Origin of the sequence: Clostridium uliginosum, from assembly GCF_900112485.1 — a bacterium.
Taxonomy (GTDB): domain Bacteria; phylum Bacillota; class Clostridia; order Clostridiales; family Clostridiaceae; genus Clostridium; species Clostridium uliginosum.
Genome location: NZ_FOMG01000006.1, coordinates 73,418 through 93,917, shown reverse-complemented (window position 1 = coordinate 93,917; position 20,500 = coordinate 73,418). Strand labels below are relative to the sequence as shown.

At 27.8% G+C, this 20,500-nt stretch carries 17 protein-coding genes; 1 reads left to right on the top strand and 16 read right to left on the bottom strand.

Going from position 1 to position 20,500, the window contains the following annotated elements:
- Positions 1–24 precede the first annotated feature (24 nt).
- The 4 genes from lepA to gpr all read right to left on the bottom strand — a co-directional run bounded on the left by lepA (position 25) and on the right by gpr (position 4,884).
- Positions 25–1,830, bottom strand: a complete 1,806-nt coding sequence (gene lepA, locus BM027_RS05930; protein ID WP_090089606.1) for a translation elongation factor 4 — start codon at positions 1,828–1,830, stop codon at positions 25–27.
- Positions 1,831–2,093: 263 nt separating this feature from the next.
- A complete protein-coding gene (locus tag BM027_RS05925; protein ID WP_242943293.1) occupies positions 2,094–2,492 on the bottom strand; it encodes a hypothetical protein in 399 nt (132 codons plus the stop codon).
- A gap of 98 nt (positions 2,493–2,590) precedes the next feature.
- A complete protein-coding gene (locus BM027_RS05920; protein WP_090089603.1) occupies positions 2,591–3,661 on the bottom strand; it encodes a stage II sporulation protein P in 1,071 nt (356 codons plus the stop codon).
- Positions 3,662–3,909: 248 nt separating this feature from the next.
- Positions 3,910–4,884, bottom strand: coding sequence for a GPR endopeptidase (gene gpr, locus BM027_RS05915; protein WP_090089601.1), 975 nt, complete (start codon positions 4,882–4,884; stop codon positions 3,910–3,912).
- 195 nt (positions 4,885–5,079) lie between these two features.
- On the opposite strand from gpr, the gene rpsT reads away from it, so the two are divergent.
- Positions 5,080–5,343, top strand: coding sequence for a 30S ribosomal protein S20 (rpsT, locus tag BM027_RS05910; RefSeq protein WP_090089598.1), 264 nt, complete (start codon positions 5,080–5,082; stop codon positions 5,341–5,343).
- 44 nt (positions 5,344–5,387) lie between these two features.
- Here rpsT and holA read toward each other — a convergent pair whose 3' ends face one another.
- From holA to thiC, 12 genes are all read right to left on the bottom strand, one after another.
- Complete coding sequence (holA, locus tag BM027_RS05905; protein ID WP_090089596.1) at positions 5,388–6,422, bottom strand: DNA polymerase III subunit delta; 1,035 nt, start codon at positions 6,420–6,422, stop codon at positions 5,388–5,390.
- A gap of 80 nt (positions 6,423–6,502) precedes the next feature.
- Entirely contained in the window at positions 6,503–8,203 is a 1,701-nt protein-coding gene (locus tag BM027_RS05900; protein WP_090089593.1) for a ComEC/Rec2 family competence protein, read from the bottom strand.
- A gap of 5 nt (positions 8,204–8,208) precedes the next feature.
- Complete coding sequence (locus BM027_RS05895; protein WP_090089590.1) at positions 8,209–10,725, bottom strand: P-type ATPase actuator domain-containing protein; 2,517 nt, start codon at positions 10,723–10,725, stop codon at positions 8,209–8,211.
- Positions 10,726–10,943: 218 nt separating this feature from the next.
- On the bottom strand, positions 10,944–11,300 hold the full coding sequence (spoVAE, locus tag BM027_RS05890) for a stage V sporulation protein AE (protein WP_090089588.1): 357 nt from the start codon (positions 11,298–11,300) through the stop codon (positions 10,944–10,946).
- A 62-nt stretch (positions 11,301–11,362) separates the two neighbouring features.
- Complete coding sequence (gene spoVAD, locus BM027_RS05885) at positions 11,363–12,382, bottom strand: stage V sporulation protein AD (protein WP_090089761.1); 1,020 nt, start codon at positions 12,380–12,382, stop codon at positions 11,363–11,365.
- Positions 12,383–12,491: 109 nt separating this feature from the next.
- On the bottom strand, positions 12,492–12,947 hold the full coding sequence (spoVAC, locus tag BM027_RS05880; protein WP_423230319.1) for a stage V sporulation protein AC: 456 nt from the start codon (positions 12,945–12,947) through the stop codon (positions 12,492–12,494).
- A 211-nt stretch (positions 12,948–13,158) separates the two neighbouring features.
- Positions 13,159–13,914 (bottom strand): RNA polymerase sporulation sigma factor SigF, encoded by a 756-nt coding sequence (gene sigF, locus BM027_RS05875; RefSeq protein ID WP_090089585.1) that lies wholly within the window; start codon positions 13,912–13,914, stop codon positions 13,159–13,161.
- A gap of 10 nt (positions 13,915–13,924) precedes the next feature.
- The gene (spoIIAB, locus tag BM027_RS05870) at positions 13,925–14,356 is read right to left on the bottom strand and encodes an anti-sigma F factor (protein WP_090089582.1); all 432 of its coding nucleotides are present in this window, start codon (positions 14,354–14,356) and stop codon (positions 13,925–13,927) included.
- A 15-nt stretch (positions 14,357–14,371) separates the two neighbouring features.
- On the bottom strand, positions 14,372–14,707 hold the full coding sequence (gene spoIIAA, locus BM027_RS05865) for an anti-sigma F factor antagonist (protein WP_090089579.1): 336 nt from the start codon (positions 14,705–14,707) through the stop codon (positions 14,372–14,374).
- 281 nt (positions 14,708–14,988) lie between these two features.
- Positions 14,989–17,298, bottom strand: a complete 2,310-nt coding sequence (locus BM027_RS05860) for an AAA family ATPase (RefSeq protein ID WP_090089576.1) — start codon at positions 17,296–17,298, stop codon at positions 14,989–14,991.
- A gap of 316 nt (positions 17,299–17,614) precedes the next feature.
- Complete coding sequence (locus BM027_RS05855; protein WP_278320218.1) at positions 17,615–18,526, bottom strand: DUF4003 family protein; 912 nt, start codon at positions 18,524–18,526, stop codon at positions 17,615–17,617.
- Between the two features lie 560 nt (positions 18,527–19,086).
- Positions 19,087–20,394 (bottom strand): phosphomethylpyrimidine synthase ThiC, encoded by a 1,308-nt coding sequence (gene thiC / locus BM027_RS05850; RefSeq protein WP_090089572.1) that lies wholly within the window; start codon positions 20,392–20,394, stop codon positions 19,087–19,089.
- Between the last annotated feature and the right edge of the window lie 106 nt (positions 20,395–20,500).

Here is a 20,500-nt window from a genome sequence, read left to right as displayed (position 1 = left end):
ATGTCCTTGATTTAATTTTTTAATCTAATCTACCTTTAAAACAGCCATAAATGCTTCTTGTGGAACTTCAACTGAACCTACCTGTCTCATTCTCTTCTTACCTTCTTTTTGCTTTTCAAGTAGTTTCTTCTTTCTTGAAATATCTCCACCATAACATTTAGCTAAAACGTCTTTTCTCATAGCTTTTACAGTTTCTCTTGCTATTATCTTAGCTCCAACTGCAGCTTGTATTGGAATTTCAAATAATTGTCTTGGAATTATTTCTTTAAGCTTTTCAGCTATTCCTCTACCCTTATGGTATGCTCTTTCTTTTGGTACTATCATAGATAGTGCATCAACTACATCACCATTTAACATTATATCTAGCTTAACTAGTTCTGTTGTTATATATCCCTTAAATTCATAATCTAATGATGCATATCCCCTAGTCCTTGATTTTAAAGTATCAAAAAAATCATATACTATTTCATTTAACGGAATATCATAATTTATAACTGCTCTAGTTTCCTCTATGTATTGCATATCAATATATGTCCCTCTACGTTCTTGACATAGCTCCATAACGGCACCAACATAATCTGTAGGTGTAATAATAGCTGCCTTAACTACTGGCTCTTCCATATAATCTATTTCTGTCATAGATGGAAGGTTTGTAGGATTTGTAATTTCTAAAACTTCTCCATCTGTCTTAATTACCTTGTATATAACTGATGGTGCAGTTGTAATTATGTCTAAATTAAATTCTCTTTCTATTCTTTCTTGAATTATTTCCATATGTAATAATCCTAAAAATCCACATCTAAATCCAAACCCTAGCGCAATAGATGTTTCTGGCTCAAAGTTTAATGCTGCATCATTTATTTGTAATTTTTCTAATGCTTCTTTTAATTCATCATACTTTGCTCCATCTACTGGATAAATTCCTGAATACACCATAGGTATAGCAGGTTTATATCCAGGTAAAGCTTTTTCTGTTTGTCTATTTGCTTCCGTTATAGTATCTCCAACTCTAGCATCTCTAACATTTTTAATAGATGCTGTTATATATCCAACATCACCAGCACTTAATCCATCTGTTTGTAATACACTTGGAATAAATACCCCAACTTCAACCACATCATAAAATTTATTAGTGGCCATAAGTTTTATCTTATCACCAGGTTTTACTTTTCCATCAAGAATTCTTACTATGCACACAACTCCCTTATAGCTATCATAGTAAGAATCAAAGATTAATGCTTTTAGAGGTGCTTCTTCATCTCCATTTGGAGCTGGTAAGTTTTCAACTATTGATTCTAAAACTTGTTCTATATTAAGTCCTGTTTTAGCTGAAATCATAGGTGCTCTTTCTGCATCTATCCCTATTACATCTTCAATTTCTTGCTTTACTTCTTCAGGTCTTGCTGATGGTAAATCAATCTTGTTTATAACTGGTGCAATCTCTAGATTATTATCTAATGCTAAATAGCAATTAGCTAAAGTTTGAGCTTGAATTCCTTGAGTAGCATCAACAACTAATACGGCTCCTTCACAAGCTGCTAAACTTCTTGAAACTTCATAAGTAAAGTCTACATGTCCTGGAGTATCAATTAGATTTAATATATACTCCTCTCCATTTTCTCGTCTATATACAAGTCTCGCTGCTTGAGACTTTATTGTTATTCCTCTTTCTCTTTCAATTTCCATATTATCTAGAATTTGTTCGTCCATTTCCCTTTTAGTTAGGGTTCCAGTTGTCTCAAGCAATCTATCTGCAAGTGTTGACTTACCATGGTCAATATGTGCTACTATTGAAAAATTTCTGATATGTTCTTGTCTTTCACTTTTCATATATATAACTGTCCTGTCAAGACAGCCTATTCACCCCCATTGTAATTAAATAAACTAATACATTTAAGGCATCTCCAAATAAATAACTAGTCAGTATTCTTGTCTATTTGGCTCCTTATTTTTTCAAGTGCCTAAATTATAACATATATATATTTAGAATTGCTATTAAAATTTATCTAATGAATTAGTAAGGCACATGAAATAAAATAACTAATCTAACTTACTACCAAAATAAGTATTTAACTTAATCGCTTTTATACTGATTAGTTATTTTCTTGAATATGATAAACCTTATCCTTTAAATGATATAGTGTTTGTTTAGCGCCTACAAATCCATACTTTATTTTATTAAACAATTCTTCTATTCCTTTAGTAAAAATAGATTTATTAGTAATCCTAAAATCTTTATTTCCAAGTCTAACCAATGTATCTTCTCCCTTTTCTTTATAAATCTTAGCCCATGCATTATCTTTTATAAAATTAGAAAAATCTTCTCCAAATTCTCCACTAACTAGTTCATAATTTTGCTTTGTATTTCCTAAAGGAGATAAAGATTTAGTATTAATTATGTCTATTTTAATTAATCCTAAAAAAACAAAAATAAGCAATAAACATGCTGGTAAAATTTTTTTTATTATATAAGATTTACTTACTTTCTTCAATAAGACCACCCCTTAGATTTTTTTGAATATAACTTATCTAAAGGATTGTCAACTTTGGAAATAAATATTCAATTAGCCATGTAAAAAATGAACCTTAATTATCTATTTAAAATTTCAGCAATAACCCTAGCCATGCATCTTGATGTAACTTTTACTTCTTCAATAGAGTTTACATTTGAACCCATCTCAAAAAGAAGAGATCCATCACTTTTACTCTGATTAAATGCATTCATACCTCTATGGTATGTAAATATCTTTCTTGATAGACCTGGGAAAATCTCATTTGTTTTATTTAACACCTTTTCATTTAATTCCTTGTTTTTTGCATACCTAGTGCTGTTTTCTGCATCTACAAACATAACTTTCGCTGCATTTACTCCAGCTATTTGAGTTGTCATAGCTGCCTTATCATTAACTGAATCCCTATGAAAATCTAATATAATTTTAAAGTCTCCATATTTATTTAGGTATTTATCAACTGTTTCACTTGATCTTTTATAACTATCATTATAAGAAACACTGTGATTTGTTTTATCATGAATGACTGAAATACCATAATTTTCTTCAAGTTCTTTCGCAAGTTCATCTCCAGCGCCAACTACATTTGCATTTTCATCTGTTGTATCTGAAGAAGCTTCTGAATAATTTTCTGTTGTGTGAGTATGGTATATTAAAACTTCTGGCTTTGTTGCATTTAGCTCTTTCTTTAAAGTGGAATCATAAATTTTAGTACTTAAGGTTGCTTCATTTGGAGAAGTTTTAGAAATACTATCTTCATTTAAGTTAAATTGATTAAATGTTAATATAGCCCCTTTTTTTTCATTATTTGATTTATTAAATAATCCTATTTCACTTTCTATTATGCCTTTATAAGTTATATCATCTAATCCAACTGCTTTTAAGCAAATATTCTTTAAAGATAAATTATTTTCTGCATAACTTTCTTCTTTATAAATTTGAGATTGCACTATAGGCATACCTAAATTTAATAATTGAACATATGCAAATCCTCCTCTTTCGTTATTGCTTTTTAAAACTCCTACAACTCTAATAAAAAATATTAACACTAAAATAATTAAACTTAATAACCCTATATTAACTTCGGAGCTTAATTTATTACTTTTATTACTATTTTTAAATTTTTTTTCTCCTACTATAAGCCTATACAAGTTAATCCCCCCTTGCTTCTCTTATATTTATATTAAGGGATTTACATAATTATTATAATTTTTACTAAAATTATTTTTGAACATGCCTTAAATATCTCCAAATAAATAACTAGTCAGTCTTTTTTTCCTTTTTGTACTATACTGCATCAGTAAAGACAGCCAATAATAGTAGTATTAACTGCCTTTACTTCCTTGTCTAATTCAAAAATTTCTAAGAATCTTTGACTAGTTATTTATTTTACAATTCCTTAACCTATAAACTTATTAATGTCCTCCATATCCATATTAGGCTGCAATGACATATTTATTCCATTTGCTATTATCTTAGAAAGTGAGTCTATTATCATATCCACATCTTTAGGTGCAACTATTAGATCTCCTACATGAGCACATAATACTTCTTTTATAAGTGCCACCTTTTCATTTTTATCAATATCCTTTAACATATTATAAAATTCTTTTCCGGAAGAAACTTGACTTATTAATTCATCTATAACTAAATCTATTGAATCATTTGCAATAGTTGCAGCATCCACAACGGTTGGTACTCCTATCGCAATTACTTTTACCCCTAAAGATTTTTCACTTATTTCCTTTCTATTGTTACCAACGCCAGCTCCCGGTGATATTCCTGTATCTGAAATTTGGATTGTTCTATTTAATCTCTCAACCCTTCTTGAAGCTAATGCATCTATACATATTACTAAGTCTGGTTTAACTTTATCTACTAAAGACTTAATTACTTCTCCTGTTTCAATTCCTGTCACACCTAAAACTCCAGGTGCTATCGCACATACTGGTCTTACAGAATCATCTATTGCTTCTGGCATTACAACTTGCAAATGCCTAGTAACCATTATTTTTTCTGTTACCTTAGGTCCTAATGCATCAGGAGTTACCTGCCAATTCCCCAATCCAACAACCAATGCTGTTTTTTCTTCATTAACGTGAATTAATCTTTTAACCACCTTTGATAGTACTTTTGATACCTCATCCATTATCTCGCCATCATAAATAGTGAATTCAGGAATGTCTATAGTTATATAATTCCCTATAGATTTGCCTAACTTTTTAGCACCTTCTTCATTTTTTACTTTTACTGTGGTGAACTTAATATCTCCATCTTGTTCCTCTTCAATAACAACTCCATCAATATCTTTACTATGTTTTTTTATATACATTTCTCTTGCTTCAATCGCTAAATCAGTTCTAACATTTATCATAATTACACCTCACTATAAATTTAGTTATTTATTTTACAATGCCTTACTCCATATTATTTTTCCTATATGTTTGAATTTAATACTTGAATTACATAACTTTCAATGCTATAATAAGGTTTGTTGAAATTAAATACTACGCAGATATCCCCAGAAACTGCAGGGGGCCCTATAAAAATTTAAGGGGGTGAATCAAGAATGGCAAACATAAAATCAGCAAAAAAAAGAATTAAAGTAACTGAAACTAAGACTTTAAGAAATAGAATGATTAAATCAGCATTAAAAACTGTAATCAAGAAGTTTGAAACTGCAGTAAGCACTAACAGTGTTGAAGAAGCTAAAACTGCATTTACATCAGTTGTTAAGTCATTAGACAAGGCTGCTTCAAGTGGAGTTGTTCATAAGAACATGGCTGCTAGAAAGAAGTCAAGATTAGCTGCGAAGTTAAACGCTATGGCGTAATCTGATAAACCCACCAAATTGGTGGGTTATTTATTTGCCCTTTTTTATTTTTTTACTGTTAATGTATTAATAAGAAGCAACTCCATTTCCATTGTTTTATCTAATCCACTAGATTTTAAATTCTTTTCTGTATTAACACATAATTTAATGATGCCTGATAATTGCTTTTCTGTAAACCTATGACTTTGCATAACTAATTTTTCACACACAAACTGAGGTAATTTAAGTTGTGACATAAAATCGTGTATTTTCTTACCTTCATTTAATCCTATTTTTATTTCATAAAGTTTTTCAAATTGTCTTTCTAAATTACTTATTATTAACATATGTTGATCAGATTTATGTAAAATATCCTTCATTATATCCATAGCAAGTTCAATTTTCCTTTGTGCTATTAATTCAACTAGATCAAAAACATCTTCTTCTCCAGTATTTGAAATTAATAAATTAATATCTTCTTTTTTTATCTCTCGTCCTTCAGTATAAGATATAAGTTTATCAATTTCTCTTTTTATTATATCAAAATTATTTTGTACCCTCTCACTAAAGTACATAAGTTCAATTTTTCCAATTTCTTTGTTCTTATCTTTAAATATGTCACTTATCTTTTTTATATAAGCATCTCTTCTTAACTTATCACAATTCACTACTGTAATTAATTTATCTAAAGAATTTATTTTCTTATTTTTATTTGCTCTCTCTCTTTTATCATTAAATAAATAATACATTATTAAAATAGTATATGGTGGTAGATTAGATACATAATCATTAATATATTTATATATATTATTTGAAGCCTCATCACTCTTATCCCTTAAAAAATTAGCCCTATATACAAAGACAACTTTTTTTTCGCTCATAAGTGGAAATGTCTCACATGCATTCATTATTTCATCAAAATTTGTTTTCATCCCATCTATCTTTATTAAATTAAGATTATCCTTATCTTCTCCTATTGTTTTTTTTATAATTGAATTTATTCCATCTTTAATAAGTTCTTCATCCAATCCACAAAATATATAGGAGTCTTTTATATTACCTTTTTCAATTTCTCTTTCAAAGACCTCATAATTAATCAAAGAAATCCGCCTTTCATCATCTTTAATCGTCTATATAAGACGTACTAAGATATATAAGGCATCATTTTTTTGAATGTGCCTTAAATACTTAAAACAATTTTATCTCTTAGTATAATAATTTTATTTATCTTTCCATCTTTAAAATTTATTATATCACAATCCAAATAAGAAGTTTTATTACTTGTCATCCTTAACATATATTTCTTATTTCCAACATCTAAAATATAATCTTTTCCGCTTTCTTTAATACTTGCTGTATCTTGTATCTTAATTATTTTTTTATTTCTGTAGCTTATATTAGCCATCGTAGACTTCTTTAATCTATCTAAATCAATATTTGTTTTATTTGTAAGAAGTACCCTATCTCCCTTATAAGTAATTAAAAGTGCACCTTCATTATAATATGTAATCTTAGGTATCGGGCTATATATTTGTACGCTTATTATAAAGATACATATTGCTGGCAAATAAATAAATTTCTTATGACCTTTCTTTATGAAATAAAAACTTATAAGTAAAAACATATAAAAATTTGCTACATATTCATTTCCATAAAACATAGGTAATGAAAAATCATTTAACTTATATAAACTCCAATCAAATCCTTTTAAAATAATTAAATTAATATAACTGCAAAAATCAAATAATGTAGGACATAAATACATGATAGGTAATAAATTACCACATATAACTATGATGTCAACAAAAGGTACTAATAATAAATTTCCAATAATAAAATTAATTGAAAAATCTTTAAATATTAAAATTAGATAAGGAAAAGTAAAAACTTGAGCAGATAATGTAATGCTTAGCCCCTCTCTTAATTTTCTAGGCAACTTATATAATGATCTATTAAATTTCTTATTGAAAAGTATTATTCCTAAGGTTGCTAAATATGATAGGTGTAATGATATTTCAAAAATACTATATGGCTTCATTAATATTAACACCATAGCTGAAAGGCAAAGCGCTGTAAGTGAATTATTATTTCTTTTTAGAATATGACTCCCTTCTAATGACGCAAGCATTACAAAGGCTCTAATACTTGAGTAATTACATCCAGTAAATATAACATATATTATTGTAATTAATAATCCTACTTTATCGCCTGAAAATTTTTTTAAAAATCCGTAAACTATAGCAACATGTAGTCCTGAAACACTAATAGCATGAATTATTCCAAAGTTTTTCATATCTTCTTTGTCCTCGTTGTCTAAATAATCTGAATATCCAAAAGCAATTGAAGATATTAGCCCTGCTTTTCTTTGTCCTAAATTTTCCTTTAACATCTTATACACTTTATTTTTAATTCTATAAAGGTCAGTTATAAAGTCCCCTTCTAATTTAGTTATATTACTAGGCGAAATTTTTCCAACTATACCTTTACTTTTATCTTGAGTTTTATCAACTTTACCACTTATATTATACTTTTCTCCAACTATTAAGTTATTATCATTAGTTTCTAAAAACATTTTTTTGCCTTTGTAAGAAGCTGTAATTCCATAACTATCCCTTTTGACTATTCTAATAGAAGAATTTATATCTGAGTCGATGCTATAATAAGAAATATTAATAAACAATCCAATTGCAAAAAATAAACTCATTAAACAAGTAAAATTAATTCCGCAATAATAAATCAATGCTATAAAAAAGAAGCCTACAATAAAAGTTGTAAGCTTCTTAAAATCATAATATAATCCATAACAAATAGAACTTAATGCTAACGTTATAAACATATATACTATTGGATTATGAACTTCTTCAATTTTCTTTGAAACCAAAAAACTCACCTCATTAATGAGTTTTGCCATCTTTTAAATAAAATTTCAAATACAACTAAAGATATTATAGTAATACCTAAATTAATTAATACTACTTTTGTTAAAATAATTTCCTGAGTTAATAAAATAGCACTTATAGCTAGTCCAATTAAGAAAGATGAAATTATCACAAGCCTTCTTTCTATTGATACCCGTCTAAAAGAAATATTGCTATTTATTGTAATGAATAGCAGTGAACCTATTGATAAGACCATTAAAGCTATTAAATTTTTAGCACTTTCATTTGCAATATATGTTGAGAATATAGTTGATGAAAGTAAAATCACTGCTCTCCCTATCATCTCTTTATTTCTTATACTTCTGCCTTCTTTTAACACTAATATTAATGATAATGGTACAAATAAAATTACATTTATAAAAATGATATTAAAGACTCCTAACACATCTTCACATCCACCTATCATACTAACTAATAAAAGCATTAATTCTGCAAGAACTATAGTATAAATCCCTTGAAATGTTCTGTTAACATTATCAAAAAATTTCCTTGAAAAATCTTTTATTTTAAAGAAACCTTCTAAATAATTTTCTTTTATGTAAACATCTGAAACTTTTTTTACTATCAAAAGAGGATTTCCTTTTGCAATTCCTACATTTGATAAGTTTAACGATGGTAAATCTCCTAATGTCTCTCCTGCTGCTGCAACTTTATATCCATCTTTGTTGAAAAACGATATTATTTGGGATTTTATTTCAGGATTTATTCTAGAAAACACTCTAACCTTTCCTAATAAATCTTTTAATTCTTGTTCATTTAATGAATCTAATTCTATTCCAGACACAACCTGCTCATTTTTAAAAATAATCTTCGCTTTTTTAGCTGTAGTAATAGCACTAACCTTATTTTCTTCAGTAAATAAAATGGGTACTATTCCGTTATCTTTTATTTCTCTTATTTTTTCTTCTATACTATCTTGAAGAGGATTGTCTAATGCAATAATTCCAACAAACACCATGTTGCTTTCTATATTTTCTGATGTGGATGGTTCATAACTAAAATTTCTATATGCAAATGCTTGAGTTATTAAACCTTCTATAGAAAATTTTATATCAATATCTTTTATCTTTATTTTATCTTCTTCATTAAGCTCTTTCTCTAATCCATCTATCATAATATGAGTGCATCTCTCTAACACTGAATCCAAATTTCCACGTGCATTAGCCCTATACCCTTTTTTCATCTTATCTAAAATTGTTAACATTTTCTTATCTGAATCCATTGGTATTTCAGTTATTCTTTGATTTTTATTATCTAAAATAGATTTATATATCTGTTTTTTAGCTGCATACTGCAAATAAGCTATTTCTGTTAAATCACCTTTTGCATTCTTATCTTCTACATTGTAAATTGAATTATTACACAATAAAGAAATATCTATTATCCTTTGAATATTTATATTTTTTGTATATTCTACATTCTTTGAATAAATTATTTCATCATTTGTAAATATTTTATTTACTACCATTTGTTCTTTAGTAATTGCTCCTATTTTATCTAAAAATATTATATTAATATCATTTATCAAATCAATAATTGAAAAATTTATTATATGAATATCCTGATTTGAAAATTTTTTCAATATACATTTAAAGGCTAGTACAGAAGTCACAGAAATTGGAAAGCATCCAAGTACAAAAAGACCACTTGCTAATTGGTTTGGATATTTTCCTTTATTAATAAAGAATATTACACTTACAATAAGAATAGCAAAATAAATTAATAAGTATTTACCCCATTTTCGTTGAAGTTTATCTCCTAACGTATGTTTTCTATTGCTTGCATAAGTTAGCATAGCAAGTAATTTCCCAAGCTGAGTTGAGTTTCCTGTAGAAATTACTATTCCTTCACCTTCTCCAGCTTTTATTAAGGAGCCTTTAAAAAGAATATTATTCATTTCTCCAAGAGAATTTATTGATCCACTTATTTTACTTTCAAACTTTTCTTTATAAAAAGTCTCTCCTGTTATGTTTTTCTCATCAACCTTTATATCGATAGCTTTTATTATTCTTATATCCGCTGGAATTGCTGAATCTTTCTTAAATTTTACTATATCACCTATTAAAATTTCTTCAGACTTTATAACTTGTTCAATACCATCTCGTATTACAATTGAAGTTGCAAAATTTAATTTTTCTAAAATTCCTATTTCTTTGTCTCGCTTAATATTATAACCTATAATTCCTACTATATTTATTATTAAAAATGCTAATATAATATACTTATAATTATTAGCTTTTAACATAAATAATAAGATTGTAATTATTAAATAGATTATTATATGTACCTGTTTAATTATATTTATTATATTTCTAGATATCCTATTTCCACTTGGTAAATCAATTTTGTTTGTACCATATTTTTCTCTTCTTGCATCACACTCAATGCTATTAAGTCCTTTATCTTGATCACTATTTAGCATCTCTACAACTTCAATCCAAGCATTATTACAATACTTATTCAAAAAATCCCCCCATCTAAACTAATTAATTAGAAATTAAGAAAAACAATAAACTAAACATAAAAAATATTTGTTTATTACCCTTTAATAATATCTTAGGCATCTAAAAAAATAACAGTCCAATATGTAGCATATATTTTGTGAAGATGCCTTATTCTAAAAAATTGTATACTTCTCTTATTTATAGTATAAATGCTAATACACCAAAAATAAAGTTAATTCTATTCTTTTGTTTTTGGATTAAATATTATAGCCATTAAATACCCAAAGAAAATTGCTGCTGTAACCCCTCCAGCTGTTCCTTTGACTCCACCTGTAAAAGCTCCTAATATTCCAACCTCTTTTACTTCTTTTATTGCTGCCTTAGCTAATGAATTACCAAAGCCAGGAAGAGGTACTGTAGCACCTGCACCTCCTATATCAACTAATTTATCATATAATCCAAAAGCACCTAATATTGCTCCAATAGTAACAAATAAAACTAATATCCTACCTGGAGTTAATTTCGTTGTATCCATTAATATTTGTCCTATTATACAAATAACTCCACCAACTATAAAAGCACTTATATAATCCATATGTATTTCTCCTATCTAAATAATTATTATTTTTATATATTATTTATTAATTTGTAGTTAACTTACTTCATCTCTATAGCAACCGCATGAGCTATACCTGGAATAGTTTCTCCTTGTAGCGATGAAGTGGGACTCATTAGTGCACCTGTCGAAACTAATAAAACACTTTTTATCTCTTTACGCATTAATTTTTTATATAAATATCCAGTAAATACAACTGCAGAACATCCACATCCACTTCCCCCAGCATCAGTCTTTTGTAATTGTCCATTAAAAATTGCTTCTCCACAATCCATATGATTTGCTCTTATGTCATAACCATATTCTTGTATTAACTTGTCAGCAAGTTCTTTACCAACCTTACCTAAATCACCTGTTGCGATAATATCATAATCACTAGGTTTTCTTCCAGTATCTTTAAAATGACTTACTAAAGTATCAACTGCTGCTGGTACCATTGCTGCTCCCATATTATTAGGATCTTTTTGTCCATAATCCTTTACCTTGCCTGTTGTAATATAGGTTACTTCTGGGAAATTTCCTTCATGTCCTAACACCATGGCTCCAGATCCTGTTACAGTCCATTGACAAGTCCCACATCTTTGAGATCCATATTCAAGTGGAAACCTAAATTGCCTTTCAGCCGAGCTAAAATGTGATGATGTTGCAGCAACTACATACTTAGCACATCCAGCATCCATTATTATTGATGCTAAACTTAAAGATTCTGACATAGTTGAACAAGCACCATATAGCCCAAAAAATGGAATACTAAATTCTCTAGCTGCAAAGCTTGAAGAAATTATTTGATTTAATAAGTCACCTGCAAAAAGGTAGTCTATATCCGTCTCTTTTAGTTTGGCTCTAGATAAAGCTTCTGTTATAGCTGTAAACATCATTTCACTTTCAGCTTTTTCAAAACTATCTTTACCACAAGTATCATCATTTAATATTTGATCAAAGCATTCCCTTAAAGGACCATCCCCCTCTTTAGGTCCAACTATTGAATAAGCAGAGATTATTTTAGGAGGATTTTCTAACTTTACGGTTTGCTTCCCTAGTTTCTTGCCATCTGTTTTCATATCTACACCTACCTTAATATTTAAAATCAATTTATAATTTTCAGTGAAGGATATACTAATTGTTCCTTGCAAATTATTAAAGGTTCTCTCATATAAACAAAATTAGTATTTAAAATAATGAACTTATATAATAAACAATTCCTATAATTACTGAAGATCCTATTCCATATACAAGAACCGGCCCTGCAATTGTAAACATTTTCGATGCTACTCCAAAGATAAAACCTTCTTTTTTAAATTCTATAGCTGGAGAAACAATAGCATTAGAAAATCCTGTTATAGGTACTACAGTTCCAGCTCCACCAAATTGGGCTATCTTATCATATATTCCTATTCCGGTTAATAATGCTCCAAGAAAAATCATTATTATAGGTACCATTATTATAACTTGCTCTTCTGAAAATCCTAATTTCAAAGCATAGTTATTTATAAATTGTCCTACAGTACAGATTGCACCTCCAACAAAAAAAGCTTTAGCGCAATTTTGCGCTATCTTTGGCTTAGGCTCAACCTGCTTTGCCATATCCTCATATTTTTTCTTTATTAATTTTTCATTTTTAACCAAATTTATCGCTCTCCTTTTTAGGCATTACTTTATTTCAAATACATTCATGTATTTTTATTATTTGTTAATTTATAAAATTTAACTCCGTTAATTTATTCCATAAAAATAAAGTCACTATACTCAATAGTGACTTTATTTTTATGAACAATTAAACATGGAATTCCTATGCTTTATTATGCATTGATTAAATTTTTCTTTCATATGATTAAGTTTAATCTTCTAGTTTCTCTCTCATTTTTAAAAGTACCTTTTTTTCAATTCTAGATACTTGCACTTGACTTATACCAAGCATTTTAGCAACTTGTACCTGAGTCTTATCTTTAAAATATCTTAGTATAATTATTTGTCTTGCTTTCATATCTAAGCTTCTTAAAGCTTCTTTAAGTGCTATTTTGTTAATCATTCCAATATCTTCTTCACCTTTTTCACTAAGCTTATCTATTAATAAAACTGGTGCTCCATCATCTTGGTGGATTGTATCATAAAGATATTGTAGACTTGTTGCAGATTCTATTGCAAAAACAATTTCTTCCTTGTTTACGCCTGAAAACTCCGCAAGTTCATCTATTGTAGGTGTCCTGTTAAGTCTTTTTGTTAATTCTTCCTTCTCAAAATGTATTCTCTTCGCTAAACTTTTCACATTACGACTTACTTTTATCATTCCATCATCTCTTAAAAACCTTTTAATTTCTCCTATAATCATAGGTACTGCATAAGTTGAAAATTTAACATTATAAGTTAAATCGAAATTATTTATAGCTTTAACTAATCCAATAGATCCTATTTGAAATATATCCTCATACTCATATCCTCTATTTAAAAATTTTTTACTAATGCATGATACTAATGGTAAATTCATTTCAATTAATTTGTTCATAGCCTCAGAATCTCCAGCTTTAGCTAAAGGTAATAATTCCGAATTATCATTATAATTATATTCCTCTCTTCTAAAATTCCCTTTTTCCATATTATTTCACCTAACTCACTGTGTCAAATTTCTTCTTTATTATCACCCTTGTACCATTCCCACTTTCACTTTCCACAACTAAACTATCCATAAATGTTTCCATAACAGTAAAACCCATTCCTGATCTTTCTAAATCAGGACGTGATGTATATAATGGTTCCATGACCTTTGGTATATCATCAATACCCTTACCATTATCTATTATTGAAATAGTTATCTCTCTATCATAAATTTCAGCCTCAACTCTAATTAATCCATCAGTTCTATTTTCATAACCATGTATTATAGAGTTAGTTACTGCCTCTGATACTGCTGTCTTTACATCAGTTATTTCAGCAATTGTTGGATCAAGTTGAGAAACAAATGCTGCAACAGCAACTCTTGCAAAACCTTCATTCTGAGATTTGCTTACAAATTCCACACTCATTTTATTATCATACACGATAAACCCCTCCATCTAAATGCATCTTACTGCTTCATCTACAGTATTATAGTTTTTAATTACCTTATATAAACCTGTTAATTCAAATACTTTGTTGACATTTCCACTAACCTTGGCAATACAAAGAGATCCTCCTTTATTAGATATTTTCTTATGTCTTCCAACGACAACTCCTATACCAGAGCTGTCCATAAAGCTAACTCCTGAAAAATTTAAAATTACTTTTTCTATATTATCTCTATCAATTCTATCATCAATTTTAACTCTAACCTCTTCAGCACTATGATGATCCAACTCTCCAATAAAAGTAATAATTAAAATATCATCATGTTTTTCAAACTTTAAATTCATATCCTACTACTCTAAAACTTCCCTTAGAGTAATTCACCTCCTCCTTAATATTCCTCACTAGCCTTTACCATATTTTAACATACTATTTTATTCAACGTCAAATCAATTATTACATTTTTTTCTAAATATTCTAATTTACTGTAACAAATTTGAATATATAACTATTAATCTATAGCTATTTCCTTTCATATTCCTTATTCGTATTATACTTTTAGATACTAAAAATAGGGGTATTAAGCTACTTAATACCCCTAAAACATCTTACTTAAACTGATACAATTTTACTTTTTTCTTTTAGCACTTTTATATTTGAGCATTTCATCATCAATAGTTTTAAAAAATTCTTTAACAGGTTCACCTTGCTTTAAAATAAGAACCTCGATTGCATCTTCTAATGTATCCATTGTATAAATGTGAAATGCACCCCTTTTAATATACTCTTCTACTTCACTACTTAAAATCAATTCATCTTTATTCATGCTAGGAATTAATACTCCCTTATCATCCATGTCATTTAAGCCTTCACATACTTTAAAAAATCCTTCAATTTTTTCATTTACCATACCAATTGGTTGAACCTCTCCAAATTGGTTAATTGAACCAGTAACTGCAATATTTTGTCTTATAGGTCTTTTGCTAAGTGCAGAAAGAATACATATTACTTCTGCAACTGAAGCACTATCTCCTTCTATCATTGAATAAGTCTGTTCAAAGCTCAATTGAAAATCTACTGGCAATCCTTCATATGGACTTAACAAATTAGTTACCAATCCTCTTAATATAGCAATAGATTTTTCATGAATATTTCCACTTAATTTGCATTCCTTATGAACATCAATTATTCTACCTTCTCCCTTAAGTGCTAAGCAAGTTACTCTCATAGGCTTACCAAAGTTATAAAGGCTTGTACCAATTACAGCTAGAGCATTAATAGCACCAACCTTCGCACCATTAATTGATATTAATATCTTATTACTTTTATATTCATCTAATATTTCATCTTGAATTTTTTCTTTATCATTATGGCAAGTATAAATAATATCATCTCTACTTATTGTGAGTCTTCCCTCTGTACTTGCTTTATCATTAGATAAATATAATAAATTATTAATATAATAATCATCAACAGAAATTTTATTTCTATTACCTATAATTCTAGATAAAAATTTAAATATTTCTTCCATAGCTTCTTGATCTATATCTAACAAATTATCTTCTTTTACCTTCTTTTTAATAGCATATGCTATTGCTGTTCTTGATTTATCATTACATTTTAATTCTATATCAGCTTCAACTTTTAATGGAAATAATCGTTTAAAATCTTCATCTCTTTCATAAAGCAAACTAAAACTTTGATAATCTCCTATTAATATCACCTTTACATTAATAGGAATTTCCTCTGGTTTTAATCCTTCTATAGATAAAACATCTAAATAACTCTTAGTATAGTTATAATCTATTTTCCCCATCATTAATGCTTTCTTTAAATAATAATAACTATATCCACTATTTATTAAAGAGCTTAATCTTAATATTAAACACCCTTCATTAGCTTTTAATAAACTTCCTGCATTTATTAATGATATATCAGTTGTATATATTCCATTATTATTTTTATATTCAATGTTACCAATTAAATTATTTATAGTCGGATCTTCTTCAAAAATTACTTTTGGATGTGGATTGTTTTTATTATCAACAAGAACATTAACTTCATATTTTATAAATATTTCATCTATTTCCTTGTCATCTTCCTCTAAACTTATTGTATAGCATGAAACTATTTCATCTTCAAACCAATCAAACATCTGTGCAAGATACATGCATACTCCATCATCTGTTACAAATTCAAATAATAAATCATCCTTACTTTCTTTCATATCACGTTTTAGATATCTCGTATAAATTTTTTTTAGTTTTTCTATGGATTCCTTCTCAATATTTGTTAACTTTTCTAAAACCTCTTTTGCTTCTTTTTTAAGTTCTGATACTTGTTCTTGAATAGTAGTTTGATTTTCACTTTCTAGCTCATCATACTCCTCTTCTGTCATTTCCTTTCCTTTTTCCTTTAAAGGAATAAAAACAAATCCACCACTTGTCGCTTTAACATCAAAATTATGAGCTTTTGCTGTATCCATTAAATTAGATATATACTTATTTCTTTTTTCAGTTATTTCTTGAATTATATTCTCTTTTTCTACATCAGAAGAACCATTATAAAAATTCATTATACATTCAAAATACTCATCTTTTATTTCTTCAATTTTTTCTTTTAACAAGCTTCCTTTTCCGCTAGGCAAAAATAATACTTTAGGAGATAATGGCTTGTCTGTTGTTACATAACATATATCCTTTGGTGAATCCTCTTCCTCATATATATTAGAAACATATTTAATTAAATTATTTAACTTATCCTTTGAAAATGAATCAATATAGTATAGATTGTATCCATCTTTTTTAATTTTCAAAGCCCTCTTTATATCGTTTAATCTTGATATTACTTCTGGTATTTCAGCAAAATCATCATTATCTGATAATTCTTTAAAAGAACAATTAAAAATAACTTCACTTGGAATTAACTCTTTTTTCATAAATTATATCCACTTTGAAGTTTTTTATAAGGTTTAAACTTTATTGAAATCTTCAAAAGCAGTTTCCTCCTTAAATTAGTAATATATAATATTAATATTCTTCAACTCATAAAATAGATATACTTTTTTTTATTTATGGACATTTCAAAAAAATAACTAGCAATACGCTAGTTATTTAAGTTAAAAATTATATTACTAATCATTAAATTTTACTACTTTTTATTCTAATGAATGTTTTAAGTGAATGTTGATATTTTAAAACATAGCCAAAATAAAAAATCAGTTACATTTTGACTTGTTATTTTCTTTTATATGCCTAAGCTAATATTTCATTAAAAACTCCTTGATTTTTACTTACTAAAAATGAGTATGTGCTAAATGCCAATAACTCATCTATATACTTTGCATTTTTATCTCCTTTGTTCATGAAAACAATTACAAGTGCAATCATATCTCTGAATCCTTTATCTATATAGAATTCATACTCACTTTCTTCACTGCACAAATAATTTACAACTTCCCTCATATTATTCATACTTTCTCTTAAATCTTGATCTTTCACTAAAGCTCCTAATACACATACAAATTGATGACTTATCTTAAAATTATTTTTTTCTAAAGCAATTAAAAGTTCTTCTATCTTACATACTGCATTTTCATCACTGTTTAATAATATTGTATTAGTCAATCCTTGAACTCCATTATTTGAAAATAAATCTAAGTCAGCCATATATTCAAAAACCAATTCCATATATTCTGTCATTGAGTTAAATTCAGAACAGTTTATAGCTAACAAAGTACAGAATAAATAATCATCTTCTTTTGTTACATTTCCATACTTTGATTTTATAGTATTAAAAATACTCTTAGTTTTATATATAATATCACTTCTACTCTCCAAGTTTACATATCGTACTATTGAATATGCAGATAAAATTAAATACTCAGAAGCCTTAAAATTTTCCGCTACCAATAAATCAAATACATCTATTATATCAAGCACTAATTTATTTTTATTTGCATTTTTATCATTAGATAATATTAAAAAAGATAGTATATATAAAATATCTCCTCTAAATGGAGACATCCTCGATGTATTATCATTTATAAATTTTCTTATCTCCTTAATTTCATTAAATGAAATCTTTGTATTGTTATATCCATTAAGCAATGCTGAAAAATGGTTAATATAATCCCCATCATACCTCAATTTTTCTTTAGCATTTATATAATTATCTATAGTTGCATCACAAATTTGTCTTATATTAATATCTATTATAATCTCCCCCTAAACACCCAACATATAATGTCATTATACTATATATTAAAAAAATATTTTGCCCTAACTTATAAATTCAGTATAAAACATATTTATGTCATCTTTGTGTCTATAGAAAATTTTTCTTGTTTCTTTTATTTTCTATCAAACTAAAATATAGCTAATACTAAACTTTGAGTACTAGCCGCTAAAGGAATTCATATCTCTATTTTTTGTCTCCTCTTCCCTTATATTTCATCTATACTTAAAAATGTAGATATATTTGCAATGTTATACATCATGAATTTTACTTTAACGTTTTATTATTTCTGATTTAAAATTTGGCACTATTTTATTATATGCAAGTTTGCCAAAATTTTGCCTTAAAAATAATAAAACTCTTAAGTATACTTCACTAGTATCCATAGCAAATTATATCTACCATTTTTTGTGTGCTATCTTAGAAATATTGGACTATTATTTTTTTAGATGCCTTAAGGCACATTAAAATAAATAACAAGTCAGTATGCCTAATCTCTAATTATATTTAAATCTTCTCCATTTAATATCTTTTTCATTGTTCTCATTGAACACATTTTTCCACACATAGTGCATGTTTCTGCATCATGTGGCTTTGATTCTTCTCTATACCTTTTAGCTTTTTCAGGATCTATTGATAAGCCAATCATACCTTCCCAATCTAAATCTGCTCTAGCTGCACTCATTTCATTATCCCAATCAATTGCATTAGGAATACCTTTAGCTATATCTGCTGCATGAGCTGCTATTCTAGTTGCAACAATACCCTCTTTCATGTCTTCTAAATTAGGTAATCTTAAATGTTCTGCAGGTGTTACATAACATAAAAAGTCAGCACCATAAGTTGCTGCAATTGCTCCCCCTATTGCTGATGTAATGTGGTCATATCCTGGAGCTACATCTGTAACTAAAGGTCCTAATACATAAAAAGGTGCTCCATAACATAATTTTTTTTGAAGAAGCATATTTGCCTTAATTTCATTTAATGGCATATGTCCTGGTCCTTCAATTATAATTTGAACATTCTTCTCCCATGCTCTCTTTGTCAATTCACCTAAAGTTATTAATTCTTTAATTTGAGATGCATCTGTAGCATCATTAAGTGATCCTGGTCTACAAGCATCCCCTAATGAAATAGTCATATCGTATTTTGCACATATATCTAATAATCTGTCAAAGTATTCATAAAATGGATTTTCTTTTTTATTCAATTCCATCCATGCAAACAATAATGATCCACCTCTTGATACTATGTTTGTAAGTCTTTTATTTCTCTTAAGTGTTTCAATAGTTTCTTTATTGATTCCTGCATGAATTGTTATGAAGTCTACTCCATCTTTTCCATGTTTCTCTACTACATCAAAAAACTCATCTACAGTAATATCTTTTAATTCTTTATCATAAAAACCTAAAGCATCATATATTGGAACTGTTCCAATCATAGCTGGTGAAATATCTATAATTTTTTTTCTTAAACCTTCTGTTTTACCATAGTTTGAAAGATCCATAATTGCTTCAGCTTTCATCTCAATTGCAGTACGAACCTTTTCTAACTCTAAATCAAAATTTTGACAATCTTTAGAAATTCCCAAATTAACATTAATCTTTGTTCTCAAGCCTTGTCCAACGCCTTCTGCACTAATATTCTTATGATTTTTATTAGCTGGTATTACAATCTTGCCCTCTGCAATTAATCCTCTAATAATCTCTACATCGATATTTTCTTTTTCTGATACAACTTTCATCTCGTGAGTAATAATACCTTTTTTAGCTGCATCCATTTGAGTTGTGTAATTCATTTAAAATTCCTCCTTTTATATTATGTAAAATTCTTTATTGTTATTTGGTGTGAAAACTACCTTAGTTTAGCATTTGTATATAAAAAAAAAGCTTGCGTAAAGCAAG

Coding starts and splice junctions, on each gene's coding strand:
- rpsT (WP_090089598.1), top strand. CDS start 5,080: ATGGCAAACATAAAATCAGCAAAAAAAAGAATTAAAGTAACTGAAACT.
- spoVAE (WP_090089588.1), bottom strand. CDS start 11,300: ATGGATTATATAAGTGCTTTTATAGTTGGTGGAGTTATTTGTATAATA.
- sigF (WP_090089585.1), bottom strand. CDS start 13,914: ATGGAAAAAGGGAATTTTAGAAGAGAGGAATATAATTATAATGATAAT.
- spoIIAA (WP_090089579.1), bottom strand. CDS start 14,707: ATGAATTTAAAGTTTGAAAAACATGATGATATTTTAATTATTACTTTT.
- spoVAD (WP_090089761.1), bottom strand. CDS start 12,382: ATGAAAACAGATGGCAAGAAACTAGGGAAGCAAACCGTAAAGTTAGAA.
- gpr (WP_090089601.1), bottom strand. CDS start 4,884: ATGATAAATGTTAGAACTGATTTAGCGATTGAAGCAAGAGAAATGTAT.
- thiC (WP_090089572.1), bottom strand. CDS start 20,394: ATGAATTACACAACTCAAATGGATGCAGCTAAAAAAGGTATTATTACT.
- BM027_RS05860 (WP_090089576.1), bottom strand. CDS start 17,298: ATGAAAAAAGAGTTAATTCCAAGTGAAGTTATTTTTAATTGTTCTTTT.
- lepA (WP_090089606.1), bottom strand. CDS start 1,830: ATGAAAAGTGAAAGACAAGAACATATCAGAAATTTTTCAATAGTAGCA.